The organism is Paenibacillus sp. UMB4589-SE434 (assembly GCF_030226685.1).
In the GTDB taxonomy this organism is placed as follows: Bacteria; Bacillota; Bacilli; order Paenibacillales; family Paenibacillaceae; genus Paenibacillus_B.
In genome coordinates, this window is the sequence record NZ_JASOYK010000001.1 from 2,063,795 (window position 1) to 2,081,263 (window position 17,469).

Sequence of the window (17,469 nt, forward strand, 5' to 3'; positions counted from 1 at the left end):
ATGTTGCCCCCTTCTCGGACAGGTTCTTAAAAATTCTTCTCAAGTATAAACGAAATGAATGTATGAAAAGTTACAATGATTGTAACGGTTTGACGTACTTTCCATAAAAAAAGTTAGAAAAAAATACAAACACTGCCGATTGATTGTGCTGAAAAAGTTCACTAACTTACCAAAACGAGTAAATATGACTATATTTTAATTTTTTGCGTTAATTTGCGTTAATTAGATATTTCTGCTTTTAAACAAACTTTTTTCGCACCTGCTTGAATACGATTGCGTAATCTCATATTCTGAGTAAATACTAGCCCTGTACAGAGCGGCTTTGTATTTGCAGTACCACTTATTAATAGAATGGAGTACAGTAATGGCACAAGCTCGAATTCTTATCATTGAAGACGACATTAAAATATCACGAGTCATGAAGCTTGAACTGGAGTACGAGGGATACTTTACAGAAAGCGCAGCCACTGGCCTTCGCGGGCTGATTGCATGTACGGAGCAGCCTTGGGACCTCATATTGCTGGACGTCATGCTTCCAGAATTAAGCGGCTTGGAGGTACTGCGTCGCTTAAGAGCGAACGACAATATGACACCTGTCATTTTATTGACGGCACGTGACTCTATTCACGATAAAGTAAGCGGACTGGATCTAGGAGCAAATGACTACGTAACCAAGCCGTTTCAGATTGAAGAACTGCTAGCGCGCATACGTGCTTTGCTGCGAATGAGGCTGCAGTTAGTTACCGATTATACCGCTAACAACGAGGTCACGGACAAGATCCAAGTGGCAGACTTAAGCGTTAACGAGAAATCACGACAGGTTGTTCGCGGCGGCGTTGCTATTGAGCTAACCCCAAGAGAATATGACCTGCTTGTGTTTCTAATGCGGCATACGAACCAGGTGCTTAATCGCGAGCAGCTTCTGACTAACGTCTGGGGATACGACTACCTAGGAGATACCAATGTCGTTGACGTCTACATTCGTTATTTGCGTAAAAAGGTGGATCATCCCTTCCCTGCCCCGCTTCTACATACGGTGCGCGGTGTCGGCTATGTATTAAGGGAATAGCAGGATGAATATGCGACGGAAAATTCATTTATTGACGACTGTATGGCTTATGTTGATTACCATTATTGTTAATGTATCCATCTATATCATCTTCGCTAACATGACAACTAAGGAGTCGCTTGCGCGAATCCATGCTAAGGCGGAACAAATCACTGAAGCTGTCCACCCCCTACCCTCGTCCACATCTGAGGAGCAGGCGGCAACTGGCGATGTGCTGCGTGCGTTTCTTCCTGTCAATGGCATGATCAGACTTATTCAGAATAATGAGAAGTCAGCACTTACAATTACCAAGGAGCCTGAATATACACAGCTTCCGCTGCTATACGAGACCAGAGAACATACCCAACTTCATAAGGTCAACGGGAACATGTATGCTGTCGCTTATTTCCCGATCATTTGGCAGGATGGCAGCGTGGTCACGCTAGAAGTGTCCGAAAGTATGGATACCGCTAAACACAACTTATACGTCTTGAGATGGGTTCTTCTTACAGCTGCTTTAATTGTTCTTATCCCGTCTCTCTTGGCCGGCAGATGGCTTAGTACTCTCATGCTGCGCCCGATCCATACGATGATATCGACGATGCAAGAAATCCAGCGCAAACAAATTTTTAAGAAATTAGAACTAAAACAACATTCAAACGACGAAATTTACAAACTAGGCATTACCTTTAACACAATGATGGAGCAGTTGGAGAACAACTTCACTAAACAGCAGCAATTTATAGCTGATGCCTCCCACGAGTTAAAAACACCACTAACCGTGATCGAAAGTTACGCCAAAATGTTAAAACGATGGGGTAAAAATGATCCGGAAGTGTTGGATGAATCTGTCGAAGCCATCTATAGCGAGGCACTGCGAATGAGGGAAATGACACTGCAAATGCTTGACTTAGCACGTCATGACCAAGACTGGAATCTGGATGTCACAGACGTAGACGTGCTGCAACTGGTTGACGAAACCACACGCTTTACAAGCGCTGGATTCCAGCGTGTCATACGGTCGGTTTGCAGTACCGACGTTGTAATTGTACAAGCAGATAGTGAGAAGCTCAAACAGGCGATGTATATTTTACTACAAAATGCAATAGCGTACAGTTCAAATGATATTGAGGTGCGAGTAGGCATCATCCGAAATAACACCTTTATAGCGGTGGCTGATACTGGAATTGGAATTCCCGACTCGGAGTTGCCCCATATATTTGACCGGTTTTATCGGGTAGATAAAGCAAGAGGGCGGAATAGCGGGGGCACAGGTCTAGGACTTGCCATTGCCAAACGTATAGTAGATTTGCATGGCGGCAGCATCGAAGTCGACAGTAAAGAAGGGGAGTATAGTTGCTTTACCATTTTATTACCTAGATCAGAGGTATAGGCGCGTCTCTACCCTCTGCCTTTCTCAGCCCTTTCTAATGTAGACCGGATATTATATAAAAAAAGAAAGGATGAGAAACATGACCCGAGCAGCTAAGATAATCATCAGTTGCGCACTTATATCGCTTCTGTTAGGTTGGTCCCTGTATTTGCTTACATCTAAGCGAGAACAACCTCTCTTAACGGAAGCTGATGTTCGTTTGCTCCTCGAGAATAAGTATTCAGGCACTGTCTCTCAGGTTGAGCTCGTTTCCTCGCGGCAAGCCGCAACATACGTGGCAGCTATCTCGAACCAACATGGAACCTATCACGTGTCGGTTAATGGTCATGACGGCACTATTGAGCAGCTTACGCGAAAAAGCAGTACAAATGAGCCCCCTAACCGTCCGACTGATAAAAAGGACGAGGCTATGCCCGATCAATCAGTGCATATCACCAAAGAAGCGGCTAAAACGATTGCTCTTACCCGCTTCAAAGGTACGGTCCAATCCGTAGAAATCAATACCGACAAAAATGGGACTCAGGTCTACGTTGTTCAATTGGAGAGCAGCACGATGCGAGCGGTTGTAAAAATAAACAGGCGGGATGGAAAGATTATTCATATTACCCGTAGTTCCAAACAGTCAGACGAGAGTAAGCAGCCTAACAAGCCGACCCGACTCACCTCAGATCAAGCTAAAAAAATCGCGTTAGCGAAAGTAAAAGGTATTGTCTCATCCATCGAATTGGAGGATGAAGATGGCACGCTTGTATACGAGGTGGAAATCACAGCAGCTAATAAAGAGGAGGTTACTGTGTACGTAAATGCATACTCTGGTGAGATTGCGGCTGTTAAATGGGAGGATTAGATCTGCTAATGCATATTCGCATTTGAAGAGATTCATCGCTAATTAAATGCCATCTATACCGCTTGCAGTGCGTTGATCGTGCTGAAAAAAGCTCCCTTTAGATGATTATGTGGGTAGGCGATTAGGTGATTAGGTCAAAGACTTCTAATCGTTTTCTCATTTTCCTATTGTATTCCTCTCATCTTGTCCTAGTATGATGAACGTTATAGCCGAACAAGGCAGATACAAGGAGGAATTTGATATGAATAAACGTACCAAAATAGTCGCGGGATTACTGGGGGGGATAATGCTTATTGCCGGCATAAGTATGGGGACTGCGCATATCGCACAAGCCGGTTACAGTAGCTCTACAGGTTCCAAATTAGCTGGCCAAGTAAAGGATAGCAACCCTGCTGCCCTTCTCGAAATGAACGAGGCAAAGCAAATAGCGTTAGCCACTGTCAAAGAAGGCATCATTGAGGAGATCGAACTGCACAAGCAAGGCGGCCGTTACTATTATGAAGTAGAATTCTCGAATCGGGCAGACAATGCTGATGAGCTCTATATCGATGCCTTGACTGGCAAGGCCACATGGGAGAAAAAAAGCATAAAGAATCAGATTAAGCATGAATCTAAGCACGAACAAGTGAGCATGCAAGATACAAAACATACACAGGGCATCACAACACAGAACAATCAACCAGCAAAGACTAAGCAGACCATTTCTAAAGAACAAGCGGTTAAAATCGCCCTTCAGCAAGTGTCAGGCTCTCTTATTGAGATTGAACGTGACACAGATGATGGCGTTTCGGTGTATGAAGTCGAACTTCGCTCCGTCGATGGACGATACGTTCAGCTTGATATAGCAGCTGCAGATGGTCGCATTCTCCAAATAGAATGGGATGATAAAGACTAGGTGACCTCCTAATAACTGATTACTCCGTCAAGGGTATAAAACAAGCTGACAGCATTTAATGCCATGTCAGCTTGTCAAGCATCCTGTTGTTCAGCACGGTAACGTACTTTTAGCCTTGTTACACGCCCCAAGTAGTCGGATCTTCACGCCATGCTTGCAGCGCACTGAGATCAGCTTCTTTAATGACGTTGTTATCGAGCGCTGCTTGGATGAGCGCAGAATAATTCGATAGTGTGCGAAGCGTAATTCCAGCCTCAGCAAAAGCTTGAACCGCCTTGTCCAACTGATAGCTGAAAATGGCGTATACAGCAAGCGGATCTGCCCCGGCTTCACGAATGGCTTGCGCTGCCTTAATCGAGCTTCCGCCGGTTGAAATCAAATCTTCGATAACTACCACTTTTTGACCCGGACGAATAAGTCCTTCGATTTGGTTTTGTTTACCGTGTCCTTTTGCTTTATCACGAATATAAGCCATGGGTAAACCGAGCTTATCCGCCACCCATGCCGCATGTGGAATCCCCGCTGTTGCTGTGCCAGCAATAACTTCTGCATCAGGAGCAAACTCTTTGATTAATTGAGCAAAGCCTTCTGCAATGGCGTTCCGAATTTCCGGATATGACATCGTTAAGCGGTTGTCACAATAAATCGGTGATTTGATGCCAGAAGTCCACGTAAATGGCTCATTCGGACGTAATGCCACCGCTTGAATATCCAGTAAATGCTTCGCAATAGTTAGTTCCAGTTGGTTCGTTGTCATGTTAGACCAGCTCCTTCAAAATAGTTTCCAGCGCTTCGCGAGGGTTAGCGGCGGCTGTGATCGGGCGACCGATTACGACATAATCAGTCCCTTCTGCAAACGCTGCTTTAGGTGTCATAACCCGGGATTGGTCTCCCAGATCGCTGCCGGCAGGACGGATTCCTGGCGTTATCGTTTGGAATGAAGCACCACAAGCTTCCTTAATCATTGTTACTTCCTGAGGAGAAGCAACTACACCATTCAATCCTGCTTCTAAGCTGGAGCGCGCATAACGTACTACCGCTTCCGATACAGAGCCAGCTATGCCTATTTCGTCATTCATCACCTGTTGACTTGTACTGGTCAATTGGGTAACTGCGATAACCGTAGGTCTTATTTGTGAAGCATCGGCCGCTATTGCCGCTTCTACACCTTCAAGTGCAGCGCGCATCATCTGTACGCCACCCGCAGCATGGACATTAAACATATCCACGCCCAGCTTCGTTACACTGTTCGCTCCACCTTTTACCGTGTTCGGTATATCGTGCATCTTGACATCAAGGAACACTTTATAGCCTCGTGTTTTTAGCTCACGTACAAAGTCTGGACCCGCCGCATAAAAGAGCTGCATCCCCACTTTCATATAACACGGAATGCCTTCTAATTGTCTAATTAATTGCTTAGCTGAGTCTGCATTCGGATAATCTAACGCCACCATGATGCGGCCTGCCATTTGCTCCGTCGTTGCATTTATCAAGATAACAGCCCCTTCCACTCTATTCTATGATTCCGAATACAAGCCCCCGTTCATAGCCCGAGGAGGCCTTGATGGCCTCCTCGCAGCTTTAAACATTCATCTATTTAGGATTGAATTGTTGGCATCGGGCGTGAAGAGAAATTGATTTGCTCCAGCATGCCAAGCAAGGCACCTACTGTGTCCAGTGAAGTCATACAGACGATACCATTTTCTACTGCCTCACGGCGAATGCGGAAGCCATCACGTTCAGGCGTCTTGCCTTTGGTCAGCGTATTCACCACGAAGTGAGCTTCACCGTTGCGAATCAAGTCCAGAATGTTAGGAGATCCTTCTGTTAACTTTTTCACGTGTGTGACATTTAAGCCTGCCTCTTCAAGTGCTACAGCCGTTCCTCCGGTTGCAATAATCTTGTAACCCAGGTTGACGAATCCGCGCATCAGCTCGATGGCTTCTTCCTTATCTTTGTCAGCCACCGTACAGATGATGGAGCCAGTTGTTGGGATTTTCATACCTGATCCCACAAGCCCTTTGTACAAAGCCTTGGCATACTGCACATCACGCCCCATAACCTCACCGGTCGATTTCATTTCCGGTCCAAGTGTCGGCTCGACACGACGCAGCTTGGCAAAGGAGAACACAGGAACTTTGACAGATACATACTCGTCTTCAGGCCACAGTCCTTCTTGATAACCAAGATCATTCAGCTTGCTGCCCAGAATAAGCTTCGTTGCAATATTTGCCATCGGAATATTCGTAACTTTGCTTAGGAAAGGCACTGTTCGGGATGAACGCGGGTTCACCTCGATAACATACACCTCATCTTTATAGATAACAAACTGAATGTTCACAAGGCCGATTGTCTTTAATTCTTTTGCAATTCGGATCGTAATTTCTACAACCTTCTGTTGTAATTCTGGTTTAAGATGCTGCGGTGGATATACCGCAATCGAGTCACCCGAGTGAACACCTGCACGCTCGACATGCTCCATAATACCCGGGATCAGCACCGTATCCCCATCACAGATCGCGTCTACTTCAACTTCCTTGCCGAGCATATAGCGGTCAATTAACACCGGATGATCCGGATTGATCTTGACAGCCTGCTCCATGTAGCTTAAAAGCTCGTTGTCAGAGTAAACGATCTCCATCGCACGTCCACCTAGTACATACGAAGGACGTACAAGTACTGGATAACCTAGTCCTTGTGCTGTGCCAACTGCTTCATCCACAGATGTGACAGTGCTACCCTGAGGCTGTGCAATGTTTAGACGGGACAACAGTGCTTCGAATCGTTTCCGATCTTCCGCTTCATCAATACTCTCAAGGCTCGTACCCAGAATACGAACGCCTTCCTTGGATAGTGGTTCTGCCAAGTTGATTGCTGTCTGACCACCGAACTGTACGATAACCCCAATCGGCTTCTCTTGCTCAATAACGTTCATCACATCTTCGAAGAACAAAGGCTCAAAGTAGAGACGATCAGAGGTATTAAAGTCCGTCGATACCGTCTCGGGGTTATTGTTGATAATAACCGCTTCGTAACCTGCGTTTTGAATCGCCCATACCGCATGCACGGTTGAGTAATCGAATTCAATACCTTGACCAATACGGATCGGTCCGGAGCCTAATACGATTACTTTTTCTTTTTTAGAAGAAGTGACTTCATTCTCGGTTTCATAGGTCGAGTAATAGTAAGGCGTTGTTGCTTCAAACTCAGCCGCACAAGTATCTACCATTTTATATACAGGGACCAAACCTTGATCTTTGCGCAACTTCCGCACGTCTGCTTCCTTGGTCAAGTAACCTCCAGGGAACGCTTGGCTGCGGATTTCTGCAATAGCACGATCCGTAAAGCCCATTCGTTTCGCTTCATATAATGTTTCGTTAGATAGTGTTTCCTCCGCACTAATACGATCCTCGAACCGAATCATCCGCTCCAGCTTATCTAAGAACCACCAGTCAATGTTAGTTAAGCTTTGAATTTCTTGTAAGCTATATCCTCTACGATAGGCTTCCGCAATCAAGAACATTCGCTCATCGTCTGGCGATTTCAAACGTGCATCAAGTGTTTCTTTATCCAGTTCGTCCGTCCCTTTCAGGAACAAACGGTGAACGCCGATCTCCAGAGAGCGGATAGCTTTATGCATCGACTCTTCAAAAGTTCGACCGATAGCCATCACTTCGCCAGTCGCTTTCATCTGTGTGCCCAGCTTGCGGTTCGCTTGCGTAAATTTGTCAAACGGCCAGCGTGGAATCTTCGATACGATGTAGTCCAGCGTCGGTTCGAAGCACGCGTATGTCTGACCAGTAACAGGATTAACGATCTCGTCAAGTGTATATCCGACCGCGATCTTAGCGGCCATCTTGGCGATTGGGTAGCCCGTCGCTTTGGATGCCAGTGCTGATGAACGACTCACACGAGGATTCACCTCAATGACATAGTACTGGTAGCTGAATGGATCCAGTGCAAACTGCACGTTACATCCGCCCTCTATATTCAAAGCGCGAATAATTTTAAGCGACGCAGAGCGAAGCATCTGGTATTCACGATCGGACAACGTTTGGCTTGGAGCTACAACGATGCTGTCACCTGTGTGAACGCCAACTGGGTCAAAATTCTCCATGTTACATACGACGATACAGTTGTCATTGGCATCGCGCATGACCTCATATTCCACTTCTTTCATACCCGCGATGCTCTTCTCGATCAAGCATTGACCGATCGGGCTATAGCGTATACCAGATGCTACGATATCACGAAGCTGCACCTCATCATCGCAAATTCCGCCGCCCGTACCACCAAGCGTATAAGCTGGACGAACGATAATCGGGTAGCCAATCTGATTTGCGAAATCAACCGCATCTTGGACCGAGGTCACGATAACACTCTCTGGCACAGGCTGTTCCAATTCACGCATCAGCTCACGGAAAAGATCGCGGTCTTCCGCACGTTCAATGGCTTCAAGCTGCGTGCCGAGCAAACGAACATTCTCTTGCTCCAATACACCTGCACGTGCAAGTTCTACCGCCATGTTAAGTCCGGTTTGTCCACCTAATGTCGGAAGCAATCCATCCGGACGTTCTTGTCGAATAATTTGGGTTACATATTCCAGCGTGATAGGTTCAATATATACTTTGTCTGCCATATTCGTATCTGTCATAATCGTGGCAGGGTTGCTGTTGATAAGAACAACCTCCAAGCCCTCTTCTTTCAGAGCTTGACATGCTTGGGTTCCTGCGTAGTCGAATTCCGCAGCTTGACCAATGACGATTGGACCGGAACCGATAACGAGAATTTTTTTGAGTTCTGTATTTTTAGGCATGTTATTGTTCCCCTTTCAGCTGAGCTGCCAATTCCGCCTGACGCGGAACTTTAGGCAAATTACGTTTGTGTTCGTGTATCATATCGATGAATTGGTCGAATAGATAACTGCTATCATGCGGTCCAGGTGCTGCTTCAGGATGGTATTGAACCGTGAATGCCGGATACTTTTTATGCTTCAGACCTTCGATCGTTTTGTCATTGTTATTGATATGTGTCACTTCAAGCTCAGTTCCTGCGATGGAATCTTCGACAACCGTATATCCATGATTCTGTGAAGTGATATAACAACGATCGGTTGCGAGCTCCTTGACAGGATGATTGCCGCCGCGGTGGCCGAACTTCAAACGTCCAGTATCAGCGCCGCACGCCAGTGCAAACAATTGGTGTCCCAAGCAAATACCGAAGATCGGAATTTCACCGATTAACTCTTGCAGCATTTTCACTGCATGTGGAACGTCTTTCGGATCTCCAGGGCCGTTAGAGAGTTGAACGCCGTCAGGACGAAGGCGACGAATCTCATCTGCTGTCGTGTCATGCGGCACCACCACCACGTCACAGCCGCGCTGCGTTAATTCGCGCAAAATGCCGCTCTTTGCACCAAAGTCAACAAGTACGATACGTTCGCCATTACCAGGGCTAGAGAAGAGTTGTTTAGTAGATGTACGTGCAACTTGGTCTCTAACAATTGGCGCTGCGCCAAGCATCTCTTGCAGTTCTTCCACAGGCTTGCTTCCAGTTGCTAGTATACCTTTCATCGTGCCAAAGTGGCGCAGTTTACGAGTGAGCATCCGTGTATCAATACCGCTGATCCCTGGAATTCCGTATTCTTTCAGCAAGCGATCTACTGAATATTCAGCGCGCCAGTTGCTAGGCATCTCTTCATGACGACGAACGACGAACCCATGAACATAAGGGCGGATGGCTTCGAAATCGTCACGCGTAATGCCGTAGTTGCCGATCAATGGATATGTCATCGTTACGATCTGGCCACAATAAGACGGATCAGACAATACTTCCTGGTAACCAGTAATTCCTGTGTTAAATACGACCTCTCCTACTGTTTCACAATCTGCCCCGAATGCCGTACCTGTGAACAGAGTGCCATCTTCCAACAACAATTTTGCTTGCATATACGTCTCTCCTCGCTCTCTCTGGCCTATCTGACTCGTATAAGCCGCATCAATTTCTATCTATATCTGTTTATATTGTTCTCATCTGTAGTACCTAATCATCGTTTAACATTACCCGTATAAGCGGATGGAATTTCGATGATCCCCATAGTATGAAGTGTTTATTAGGTTACTTGTTATCCGCCCATACGATTCGACCATCAACAATTGTCATCACTGTCCAGCCTTTTAATTTCCAGCCTGTAAATGGTGTATTACGTCCCTTGCTAAGGAACTGAGCAGGATCAACTTCGCGCTCTGTATCAAGATCGATGACTGCGAGATCCGCAGGTGCTCCCTCTTCCAATCTGCCCGTATTCAAGCTGAATACCCGTGCCGGATCGGAGGTCATTCTTTTGACGAGCAATTCCAGCGGCCAAGCACCTGTTGCAACAAACTTTGTGTACATGAGCGGGAACGCCGTCTCCAAGCCGACTATCCCGAAAGGTGCAAGCTCCATGCCCTTTGCCTTCTCTTCTGCGCTATGAGGAGCATGATCCGTAACCAAAATGTCAATCGTGCCATCTTTGATTGCGTCGATGCACGCTTGCACATCACGCGGTGAGCGGAGCGGCGGGTTCATCTTCCAGTTCGCATCCATAGACGGAATATCTTCATCTGATAAGAGCAGATGGTGCGGGCATACTTCCGCTGTGACTCGAACGCCTACCTGTTTCGCTTGGCGAATTAAGCGAATGGACTGCTCAGTGCTGACATGACACACATGATAATGTACACCTGTTGCTTCAGCAAGCAGTACGTCGCGACCAACATGAATCGCTTCGGATTCATTTGGAATGCCCTTCATGCCATGCTTGCGGGCAAATTCGCCGTCCGTTACCGCAGCTCCTTTAACCAGTGACTCATCCTCGCAATGCGCGATTACTGGCATGTCAAGCTTCTTGGCGCGAGCCATTGCATCTTTCATCATCTGAGCTGTCTGCACGCCTACTCCGTCATCCGTAAATCCGACTACGCCTGATTCCTTTAAGGCTTCGAAGTCCGTTAACTCGCGGCCCAGCTCATTTTTCGTAATCGCTCCGTAGGGTAAGACTTTAACGATCCCTTCATGAGCTGCTTTATCCAGCACAAATTTTACGGTTTCCGGTGTATCTATAATAGGTCGTGTATTAGGCATACATGCAATTGTTGTATATCCGCCTCTTGCCGCCGATCGAGTACCTGTCGCAATGGTTTCTTTATGTTCGAATCCCGGCTCACGCAGATGCACGTGCATATCGATAAACCCGGCCGTGACAAACTTTCCATCCACGTCTACCGTCTCGATTCCTGCCGGAATCATTTCTTCCGTAGTTGTAACGCGGCGAATAACGCCCTCTTCAACCCAGATATGTGCGCGTACCAGGTCACCTTGCTCGTTCAGAATGCTGGCATTTGTTAGTATATACATCAAATCGTTCTCCTCTCAGCCTGTTATGCCTTGTCGTTAACCTAACCTTATGTCTGAGTCATGTCATCCCACATTAGCTCAAAGCGCGTTCTACAACAGCCATTCGGATGGGTACACCATTGCTCATTTGGTCAAAAATCCGTGCCTGCTTACATTCAACCACCGCATCATCAATCTCAACGTTGCGATTAACTGGAGCAGGATGCATTATAATCGCGTGATCTTGCAGCTGGCCTGCACGTTCAACCGTCATACCATAAGCGGAGCGATACTCTTCTGAAGTCGAGAACATGTTGTGCTTATGACGCTCTAGCTGTACACGCAGCATCATGACCACATCTGCCTTGAGCGCTTCTTCCATGGTGATGTAATTGACGTCCAACTCGTTTGCTCTCATATTGGTTGGTGCACAGAAGTCAACCTCAGCCCCAAATTTGCGCAGCGCCCAAAGGTTGGATCTAGCAACTCGGCTATGCTCTACATCCCCTACTACTGCTACTCGCAATCCTTCTAGCTCACCGAAATGTTTCTTCATTGTGTACATATCGAGTAAGGCTTGCGTTGGATGTTCATTGTTGCCGTCCCCGGCGTTAATTAAAGGTATTTTGACTTGAGCTGCCAATTGCTGCAGCACCCCTGCTGGCTTCAAGCGAATGACACCTGCGTCCATTCCCATTGATTCTAAGGTCCGCACCGTATCATAGACGGATTCGCCTTTCTCCACGCTCGATGCTGCTGCCGTGAAGTTGATGACTTCGGCACCTAGCCGCTTCTGCGCGACTTCAAAAGAGCAGCGCGTTCGGGTGCTGTTCTCGAAGAACATGTTGGCAATAAATTTATGTTGAAGCTTATCGCTTACTTTCACAGTTTGAGCTTCCCAATAAGCCGCGCGGTCCAGAATGGACTCTATTTCGCTCCGGCTGATGTCTTTTAGTCCTAACAAACTGCGATCCTTTATTGAACGTTCCAAGTGTACTGCTACCATCGACCTTACCCCCTGTTGTGCGCGATTTTAACCTCGTCGATGCCGTCAATTTCTTTTAACGCTACTTGTATTTCTTCTGATTTAGAAGTTGGTACATTTTTGCCTACGTAGTCCGGTCGAATCGGCAGCTCGCGATGCCCCCGATCGGCCAGTACAGCAAGTTGAATCATTTCCGGCCGACCGTGATCCATAATAGCGTCCATGGCAGCGCGTATCGTTCTGCCCGTATATAAAACGTCGTCGCACAAAATAATTTTTTGGCCGTATATCGGAAAGCCTTCGCCAGATGTCGAACTCGTGTCGATCTCATTAACCTTGCGATCGTCACGGTATCTTGTAATATCCAGTTCGCCTACGGGAATGATCATGCTTTCAATCGCCTGAATCCGTTCCGCAATACGTTCTGCCAAATAAATTCCTCTTGTGCGAATTCCGACGAGTACGCAATCCTCAATACCTTTGTTGCGTTCGAGAATCTCATGAGCAATCCGAGTCAGCGCTCTGCGAATTGCGGCTTCATCCATAATGATGTTGTATTCCATCGTGCTCAATACGAGCCCTCCCTTCGACTCTGATCTTGTCTTAGCTTCACACGTATTTGAACCTCTATGCGTAACTCACAACTTTACTTTGCTCCGAGTTCCTTCTCCAGCCGTATTTTGGATACAAAAAAACTCCTTGCCCTAAGGCAAGGAGTTCGTATGCTAAATAACAATGAATGGCTAATGAAAAATCGTTGTATATAGATCCAGTTGATGCTGCACACCTCAAATAATGGGCATGAGCTTCCGTCTCACTGTAATCTATAACCAACTTAGGTAGATGTGTATAGGAAATTATGGCATCTCGTGCACATAGTCATTCCTTGACCTACCCGTTAGCTCATTCGCATGACGAGCGTGACCTTGCCAGTCTCTCGGGACTGAATTAAAGGTTCAATATGCGTTTAATAGGATTATGCCACTGTACCCGCACATTGTCAAGGTTATGTGATAAATATCATACATCTTACTGCTTAAAATACAAACTGCACATCCGTCAATCGCCGCTTTAGTTCGGCAATAACACGCTTTTCTTCTTCTGCGCCGCTTGCTTGGAATGTAACAGAGAACCGAACAAAGCGACCCGCGTCATCCCACGGCACGGTTGAAATGAGTTTCTCCCGAATCAAGTACTGGGAGAATTCCTCACCAGTTGCAAATTCCGGTCCACCCACCACGCTCTTCGGAGCCTCCACATAAAGGAAGAAAGAACCTTTTGGTTTCTCGGCATGGAAGCCAATCTCATTCAACGCTGCCACCAGCAAATTGTGACGACGGGAGTATTTCTCCGAGATCGCTTCTGTTATTTCTGGATGTTCCAAGCCATAAACCGCTGCTTTTTGAATAGCTATAAATTGGCCTGAATCACTATTATCTTTTACATCCCCAAATGCCTTAACGATCAAGGGATTGCCCGCAATAAATCCAATACGCCAGCCTGTCATATTGAAAGATTTTGATAAAGAGTGCAATTCAACACCTACATCTTTTGCACCTGGGACACTGAGGAAGCTGAGCGGCTTAACACCGTCATACGTAAGGGCAGAGTAAGGAGCATCGTGTACAACGATCACTTCATGTTTCTTGGCCCAGACAACCACTTTTTCAAAAAATTCCACAGTAGCTGCAGCTCCAGTAGGATTGTTAGGGTAGTTTAAATACAACAGCTTGGCACGCTTGCATATGTCATCTGGAATGCTGTCCAAATTCGGGAGAAAGCTGTTCTCCTTGGTTAATTGAACCGTAAATACCTCGCCGCCCAAATATTTCGTATGAGTACCTAGCACCGGGTAACCCGGAACGGTCATGATCGTGACGTCTCCTGGATTAATAAAGCAGGATGGAAGCATAGCAAGAGCTGGCTTCGTACCAATGGAATGCAGCACATCAGTCTCGCCGTTAATGCCTTCGACGCCAAATACATCGCGTAAGTAGTTAGCTGCAGCCGCTTGGAACTCACGTATCCCGTTATCTGCATAGCCTCGATTTTCAGGCTTTCCAGCTTCTTCTGCCAGCTTTGCTACAATTCCTGAATCCGCCATTTCATCTGGTTCACCCACACCCATATCAATCAATTCAACATCTGGATGGACTAGCTTGGCAGCTGCTTTGGCACGTTTAATTTTTTCAAATTTATAAATATTCGTATCTTTACCGTAATTCGCTCCGCCGATCCGATTAGCGAACACCTGTTGAATGTAAGTTTCCTGATATTGTTCAATCGTCATCCGACAATCTCTCCTTCGTCTATCTTTACTAATTCCGATATCCATGCACAATGCTATCCCTGTACGACGTCCCATCTTTAATCTTTAGTCTTTAGTTAGGATGCACTACAAGTGAAGTCATTACTTTTATCAAGTATAAAATAGCAAAGACAGCGATGGGTATGGATGATATATGCAAACATTTGTACTTGTTTGCATACAGCCCATGATCCTATCGCTGTCTAGGTAAACGTATTATCGATTTCGAATTCTCATTAGTAAATCATCCATATCCGATGGAATCGGTGCTTTAAATTCCAGCAATTCCCCCGTTGCCGGGTGAACAAATCCAAGTGTCTCAGCATGTAATGCCTGTCCTTCCATCGTCAGGCCCCGTGTGCCGCGACTGTACATAGGATCTCCCACCAGCGGATGACCAATAAATTTCATATGTACCCGAATCTGATGCGTTCTGCCAGTCTCCAGCTTCAGCTCCACAAGAGTAGAATCGCCGAATCGCTCCAGCACTTTGAAATGTGTAACGGCATGTTTGCTATTCCGATCCGTTACCGTATACATTTTGCGATCGTGTTCATCGCGACCAATTGGTGCATCAACGGTACCTTGATCGTGCGGCACATTCCCGTGAACCAAGGCAATATACTTACGAATAACCGTATGCGCCTTCAACTGTGCAGCCAATGAAGCATGAGCACGATCATTCTTCGCAGCCATCAGTAGGCCGGAAGTATCTTTATCGATGCGATGTACGATACCAGGACGAAGCTCGCCGTTAATGCCAGACAGATCCTTGCAATGATACATCAAAGCGTTCACAACCGTGCCAGAGCTATGTCCAGGCGCTGGATGAACAACCAAACCGCGTGGTTTGTTGATAACAATCACATCAGCATCCTCGTAGTAGACGTCAAGCGGAATATCCTCTGCAAGCAGGTCAACAGTTTCTGGTTCTGGCATATGAAGTTCAATGACATCATCCAGCATACATTTGTAATTTGCTTTTACGGGCTTTCCATTAACTAACACATGACCGTCTTTGATCCATAACTGCACCTGTGAACGGGACACGTCATGTTCAATAGATTCTGTAATGTATTTATCGATTCGTTCCTTGGCATATTCAGCCGTAACCGTCCAATTCAACATATCTAAATCTGTCTCAATGGGGCTTGGAATGCATTGTTCTTCGTTGTTCATGATGTTTCCTCAACCGTTCCTTCCTGCTTGCTTTCCTGCTCTTTCATTTGGTTCTCACGACGCACAGACAAAATGGTGTCGAGAAGTACTAGTCCAACCCCAATGCAGATACCCATGTCCGCTACATTAAATATTGGGAACGTATAACTTCCAAAGTTAAACATTAGGAAATCTACTACTTCACCTGTGAGTGCACGATCTAAAAAGTTGCCGATAGCCCCACCTAAAATGAGTCCAATCCCTGTAGGCAGCAATAGACCATGCCCGTGCTTTATTTTCTGCAGGTACCATATAATACCTGATACAACGACTACGGTAATCGAAAGCAGAAACCAACGTTGGTTCTCAAGAATGCTGAAAGCTGCACCTGTGTTACGATGCGATGTAATTAGAAAAAAGTCGCCGATAACCGGAATTCTCTCCCCAATCGTCAGGCGTGTTGCTATCAACCACTTGGTGCCCTGGTCAAGCAGAAACACAATTAATGCGAGTACATAATACCACACAGACTTTAGTCACCTCATTTGTAAAATACAGTTGTCCATTCTTCCCTTAACTCGCTCATTGTAACATACGAACAAAAATAACGTCCAATAGAAGCCAGTCGCTGATTCATTTACCATGTCGAAAAATCCAAATTTCGCACACCCTATAAGCAAGGTACCAACAGGAAGGAGAATGACACATGTCCCATATCAACTCCGAGCAGTTGCAGTCACTCAAGCTTCGCCTGCAGCAAATGAAGCAAGATTATGAACAGCGTCTTCATCAATCCGATCATTATGGACTAGCCGATTCCCTGCGCGAACAAACAGGTGAACTTTCCGGCATCGACAACCATCCCGCAGATCTTGCCACTGAGTTGTATGAACGCGAGAAGGATATTGCGCTAAATGAGCATCATGAGATTGAACTTGAACGTATCGATACCTCTTTACAGCACATTGACCAAGGTACTTATGGAAAATGTGTTGTGTGCGGTCAGTCCATTCCATACGATCGTCTAGACGCTGTTCCTTCTACGATGTATTGCATCGATCACTGCCCTGAGACGTTTACATCTGATCGACGACCAGTAGAAGAGCAGTTTCTCACCCCGCCGTTTGGACGCACAAGTCTTGATGAACGTGATGATCAGAACGGATTTGATGGTGAGGATGCCTGGCAGATCGTTGAAGCGTGGGGCACATCCGATACACCTGCCATGCACGAGCAAACTGACGTTGATAGTTATGATCAACTATACATTGAAGCGTCGGAAGAGCTTGATGGCTGCGTCGAAGCATTTGAAAGCTTTGTTGCTACCGATATGACCGGAAGACATGTCACAGTTGTTCGAAATCGTCAGTATGAACGTTATATTGCAGCCGGCGAAGGTGTACCGTTGCTTGAAGAAGAGCGCAGCATAACAGATTTGGATGAAGACTGGCGTTAATG

The 17,469-nt window shown here is 46.2% G+C and carries 15 protein-coding genes; 5 read left to right on the forward strand and 10 right to left on the reverse strand.

Features of this window, described 5'->3' with window-relative positions; translation table 11 throughout:
• Positions 1 to 364 precede the first annotated feature (364 nt).
• The 4 genes from QP775_RS08610 (at position 365) to QP775_RS08625 (ending at position 4,183) form a co-directional block, all read left to right on the forward strand.
• Positions 365 to 1,069, forward strand: coding sequence for a response regulator transcription factor (locus tag QP775_RS08610; RefSeq protein ID WP_285105176.1), 705 nt, complete (start codon positions 365 to 367; stop codon positions 1,067 to 1,069).
• A gap of 31 nt (positions 1,070 to 1,100) precedes the next feature.
• Positions 1,101 to 2,441, forward strand: a complete 1,341-nt coding sequence (locus QP775_RS08615) for a sensor histidine kinase (protein WP_285105178.1) — start codon at positions 1,101 to 1,103, stop codon at positions 2,439 to 2,441.
• 79 nt (positions 2,442 to 2,520) lie between these two features.
• Positions 2,521 to 3,288 (forward strand): PepSY domain-containing protein, encoded by a 768-nt coding sequence (locus tag QP775_RS08620; RefSeq protein WP_285105180.1) that lies wholly within the window; start codon positions 2,521 to 2,523, stop codon positions 3,286 to 3,288.
• A 241-nt stretch (positions 3,289 to 3,529) separates the two neighbouring features.
• Positions 3,530 to 4,183 (forward strand): PepSY domain-containing protein, encoded by a 654-nt coding sequence (locus QP775_RS08625; RefSeq protein WP_285105182.1) that lies wholly within the window; start codon positions 3,530 to 3,532, stop codon positions 4,181 to 4,183.
• A gap of 118 nt (positions 4,184 to 4,301) precedes the next feature.
• Here the strand turns inward: QP775_RS08625 and pyrE are convergent, their stop codons facing one another.
• The 10 genes from pyrE to lspA form a co-directional block, all read right to left on the reverse strand.
• Positions 4,302 to 4,940, reverse strand: coding sequence for an orotate phosphoribosyltransferase (gene pyrE, locus QP775_RS08630; protein ID WP_285105184.1), 639 nt, complete (start codon positions 4,938 to 4,940; stop codon positions 4,302 to 4,304).
• 1 nt (position 4,941) lies between these two features.
• The gene (gene pyrF / locus QP775_RS08635; protein WP_239328716.1) at positions 4,942 to 5,652 is read right to left on the reverse strand and encodes an orotidine-5'-phosphate decarboxylase; all 711 of its coding nucleotides are present in this window, start codon (positions 5,650 to 5,652) and stop codon (positions 4,942 to 4,944) included.
• 128 nt (positions 5,653 to 5,780) lie between these two features.
• The gene (carB, locus tag QP775_RS08640) at positions 5,781 to 8,999 is read right to left on the reverse strand and encodes a carbamoyl-phosphate synthase large subunit (protein WP_239328513.1); all 3,219 of its coding nucleotides are present in this window, start codon (positions 8,997 to 8,999) and stop codon (positions 5,781 to 5,783) included.
• A 1-nt stretch (position 9,000) separates the two neighbouring features.
• The gene (locus tag QP775_RS08645) at positions 9,001 to 10,131 is read right to left on the reverse strand and encodes a carbamoyl phosphate synthase small subunit (protein WP_285105186.1); all 1,131 of its coding nucleotides are present in this window, start codon (positions 10,129 to 10,131) and stop codon (positions 9,001 to 9,003) included.
• Positions 10,132 to 10,300: 169 nt separating this feature from the next.
• Positions 10,301 to 11,581 carry a dihydroorotase gene (locus QP775_RS08650; protein WP_285105188.1) on the reverse strand — a complete coding sequence of 427 codons (1,281 nt, stop codon included), beginning with the start codon at positions 11,579 to 11,581 and terminating at the stop codon, positions 10,301 to 10,303.
• A 73-nt stretch (positions 11,582 to 11,654) separates the two neighbouring features.
• Positions 11,655 to 12,566: an aspartate carbamoyltransferase catalytic subunit gene (locus tag QP775_RS08655; protein WP_285105190.1), complete on the reverse strand. Its 912-nt coding sequence runs from the start codon at positions 12,564 to 12,566 to the stop codon at positions 11,655 to 11,657.
• A 5-nt stretch (positions 12,567 to 12,571) separates the two neighbouring features.
• Positions 12,572 to 13,108: a bifunctional pyr operon transcriptional regulator/uracil phosphoribosyltransferase PyrR gene (pyrR, locus tag QP775_RS08660; RefSeq protein ID WP_483312007.1), complete on the reverse strand. Its 537-nt coding sequence runs from the start codon at positions 13,106 to 13,108 to the stop codon at positions 12,572 to 12,574.
• Positions 13,109 to 13,581: 473 nt separating this feature from the next.
• Positions 13,582 to 14,835 carry an LL-diaminopimelate aminotransferase gene (locus tag QP775_RS08665; RefSeq protein WP_285105194.1) on the reverse strand — a complete coding sequence of 418 codons (1,254 nt, stop codon included), beginning with the start codon at positions 14,833 to 14,835 and terminating at the stop codon, positions 13,582 to 13,584.
• Between the two features lie 234 nt (positions 14,836 to 15,069).
• Positions 15,070 to 16,032 (reverse strand): RluA family pseudouridine synthase, encoded by a 963-nt coding sequence (locus QP775_RS08670; RefSeq protein WP_285105196.1) that lies wholly within the window; start codon positions 16,030 to 16,032, stop codon positions 15,070 to 15,072.
• Positions 16,029 to 16,538 carry a signal peptidase II gene (gene lspA / locus QP775_RS08675; protein WP_239328520.1) on the reverse strand — a complete coding sequence of 170 codons (510 nt, stop codon included), beginning with the start codon at positions 16,536 to 16,538 and terminating at the stop codon, positions 16,029 to 16,031. The genes QP775_RS08670 and lspA overlap by 4 nt, the downstream gene beginning before the upstream one ends.
• 179 nt (positions 16,539 to 16,717) lie before the next feature.
• Here lspA and QP775_RS08680 point away from each other — a divergent pair, with 179 nt between their 5' ends.
• Positions 16,718 to 17,467: a TraR/DksA C4-type zinc finger protein gene (locus QP775_RS08680; protein WP_285105199.1), complete on the forward strand. Its 750-nt coding sequence runs from the start codon at positions 16,718 to 16,720 to the stop codon at positions 17,465 to 17,467.
• The last annotated feature ends 2 nt before the right edge of the window (positions 17,468 to 17,469 follow it).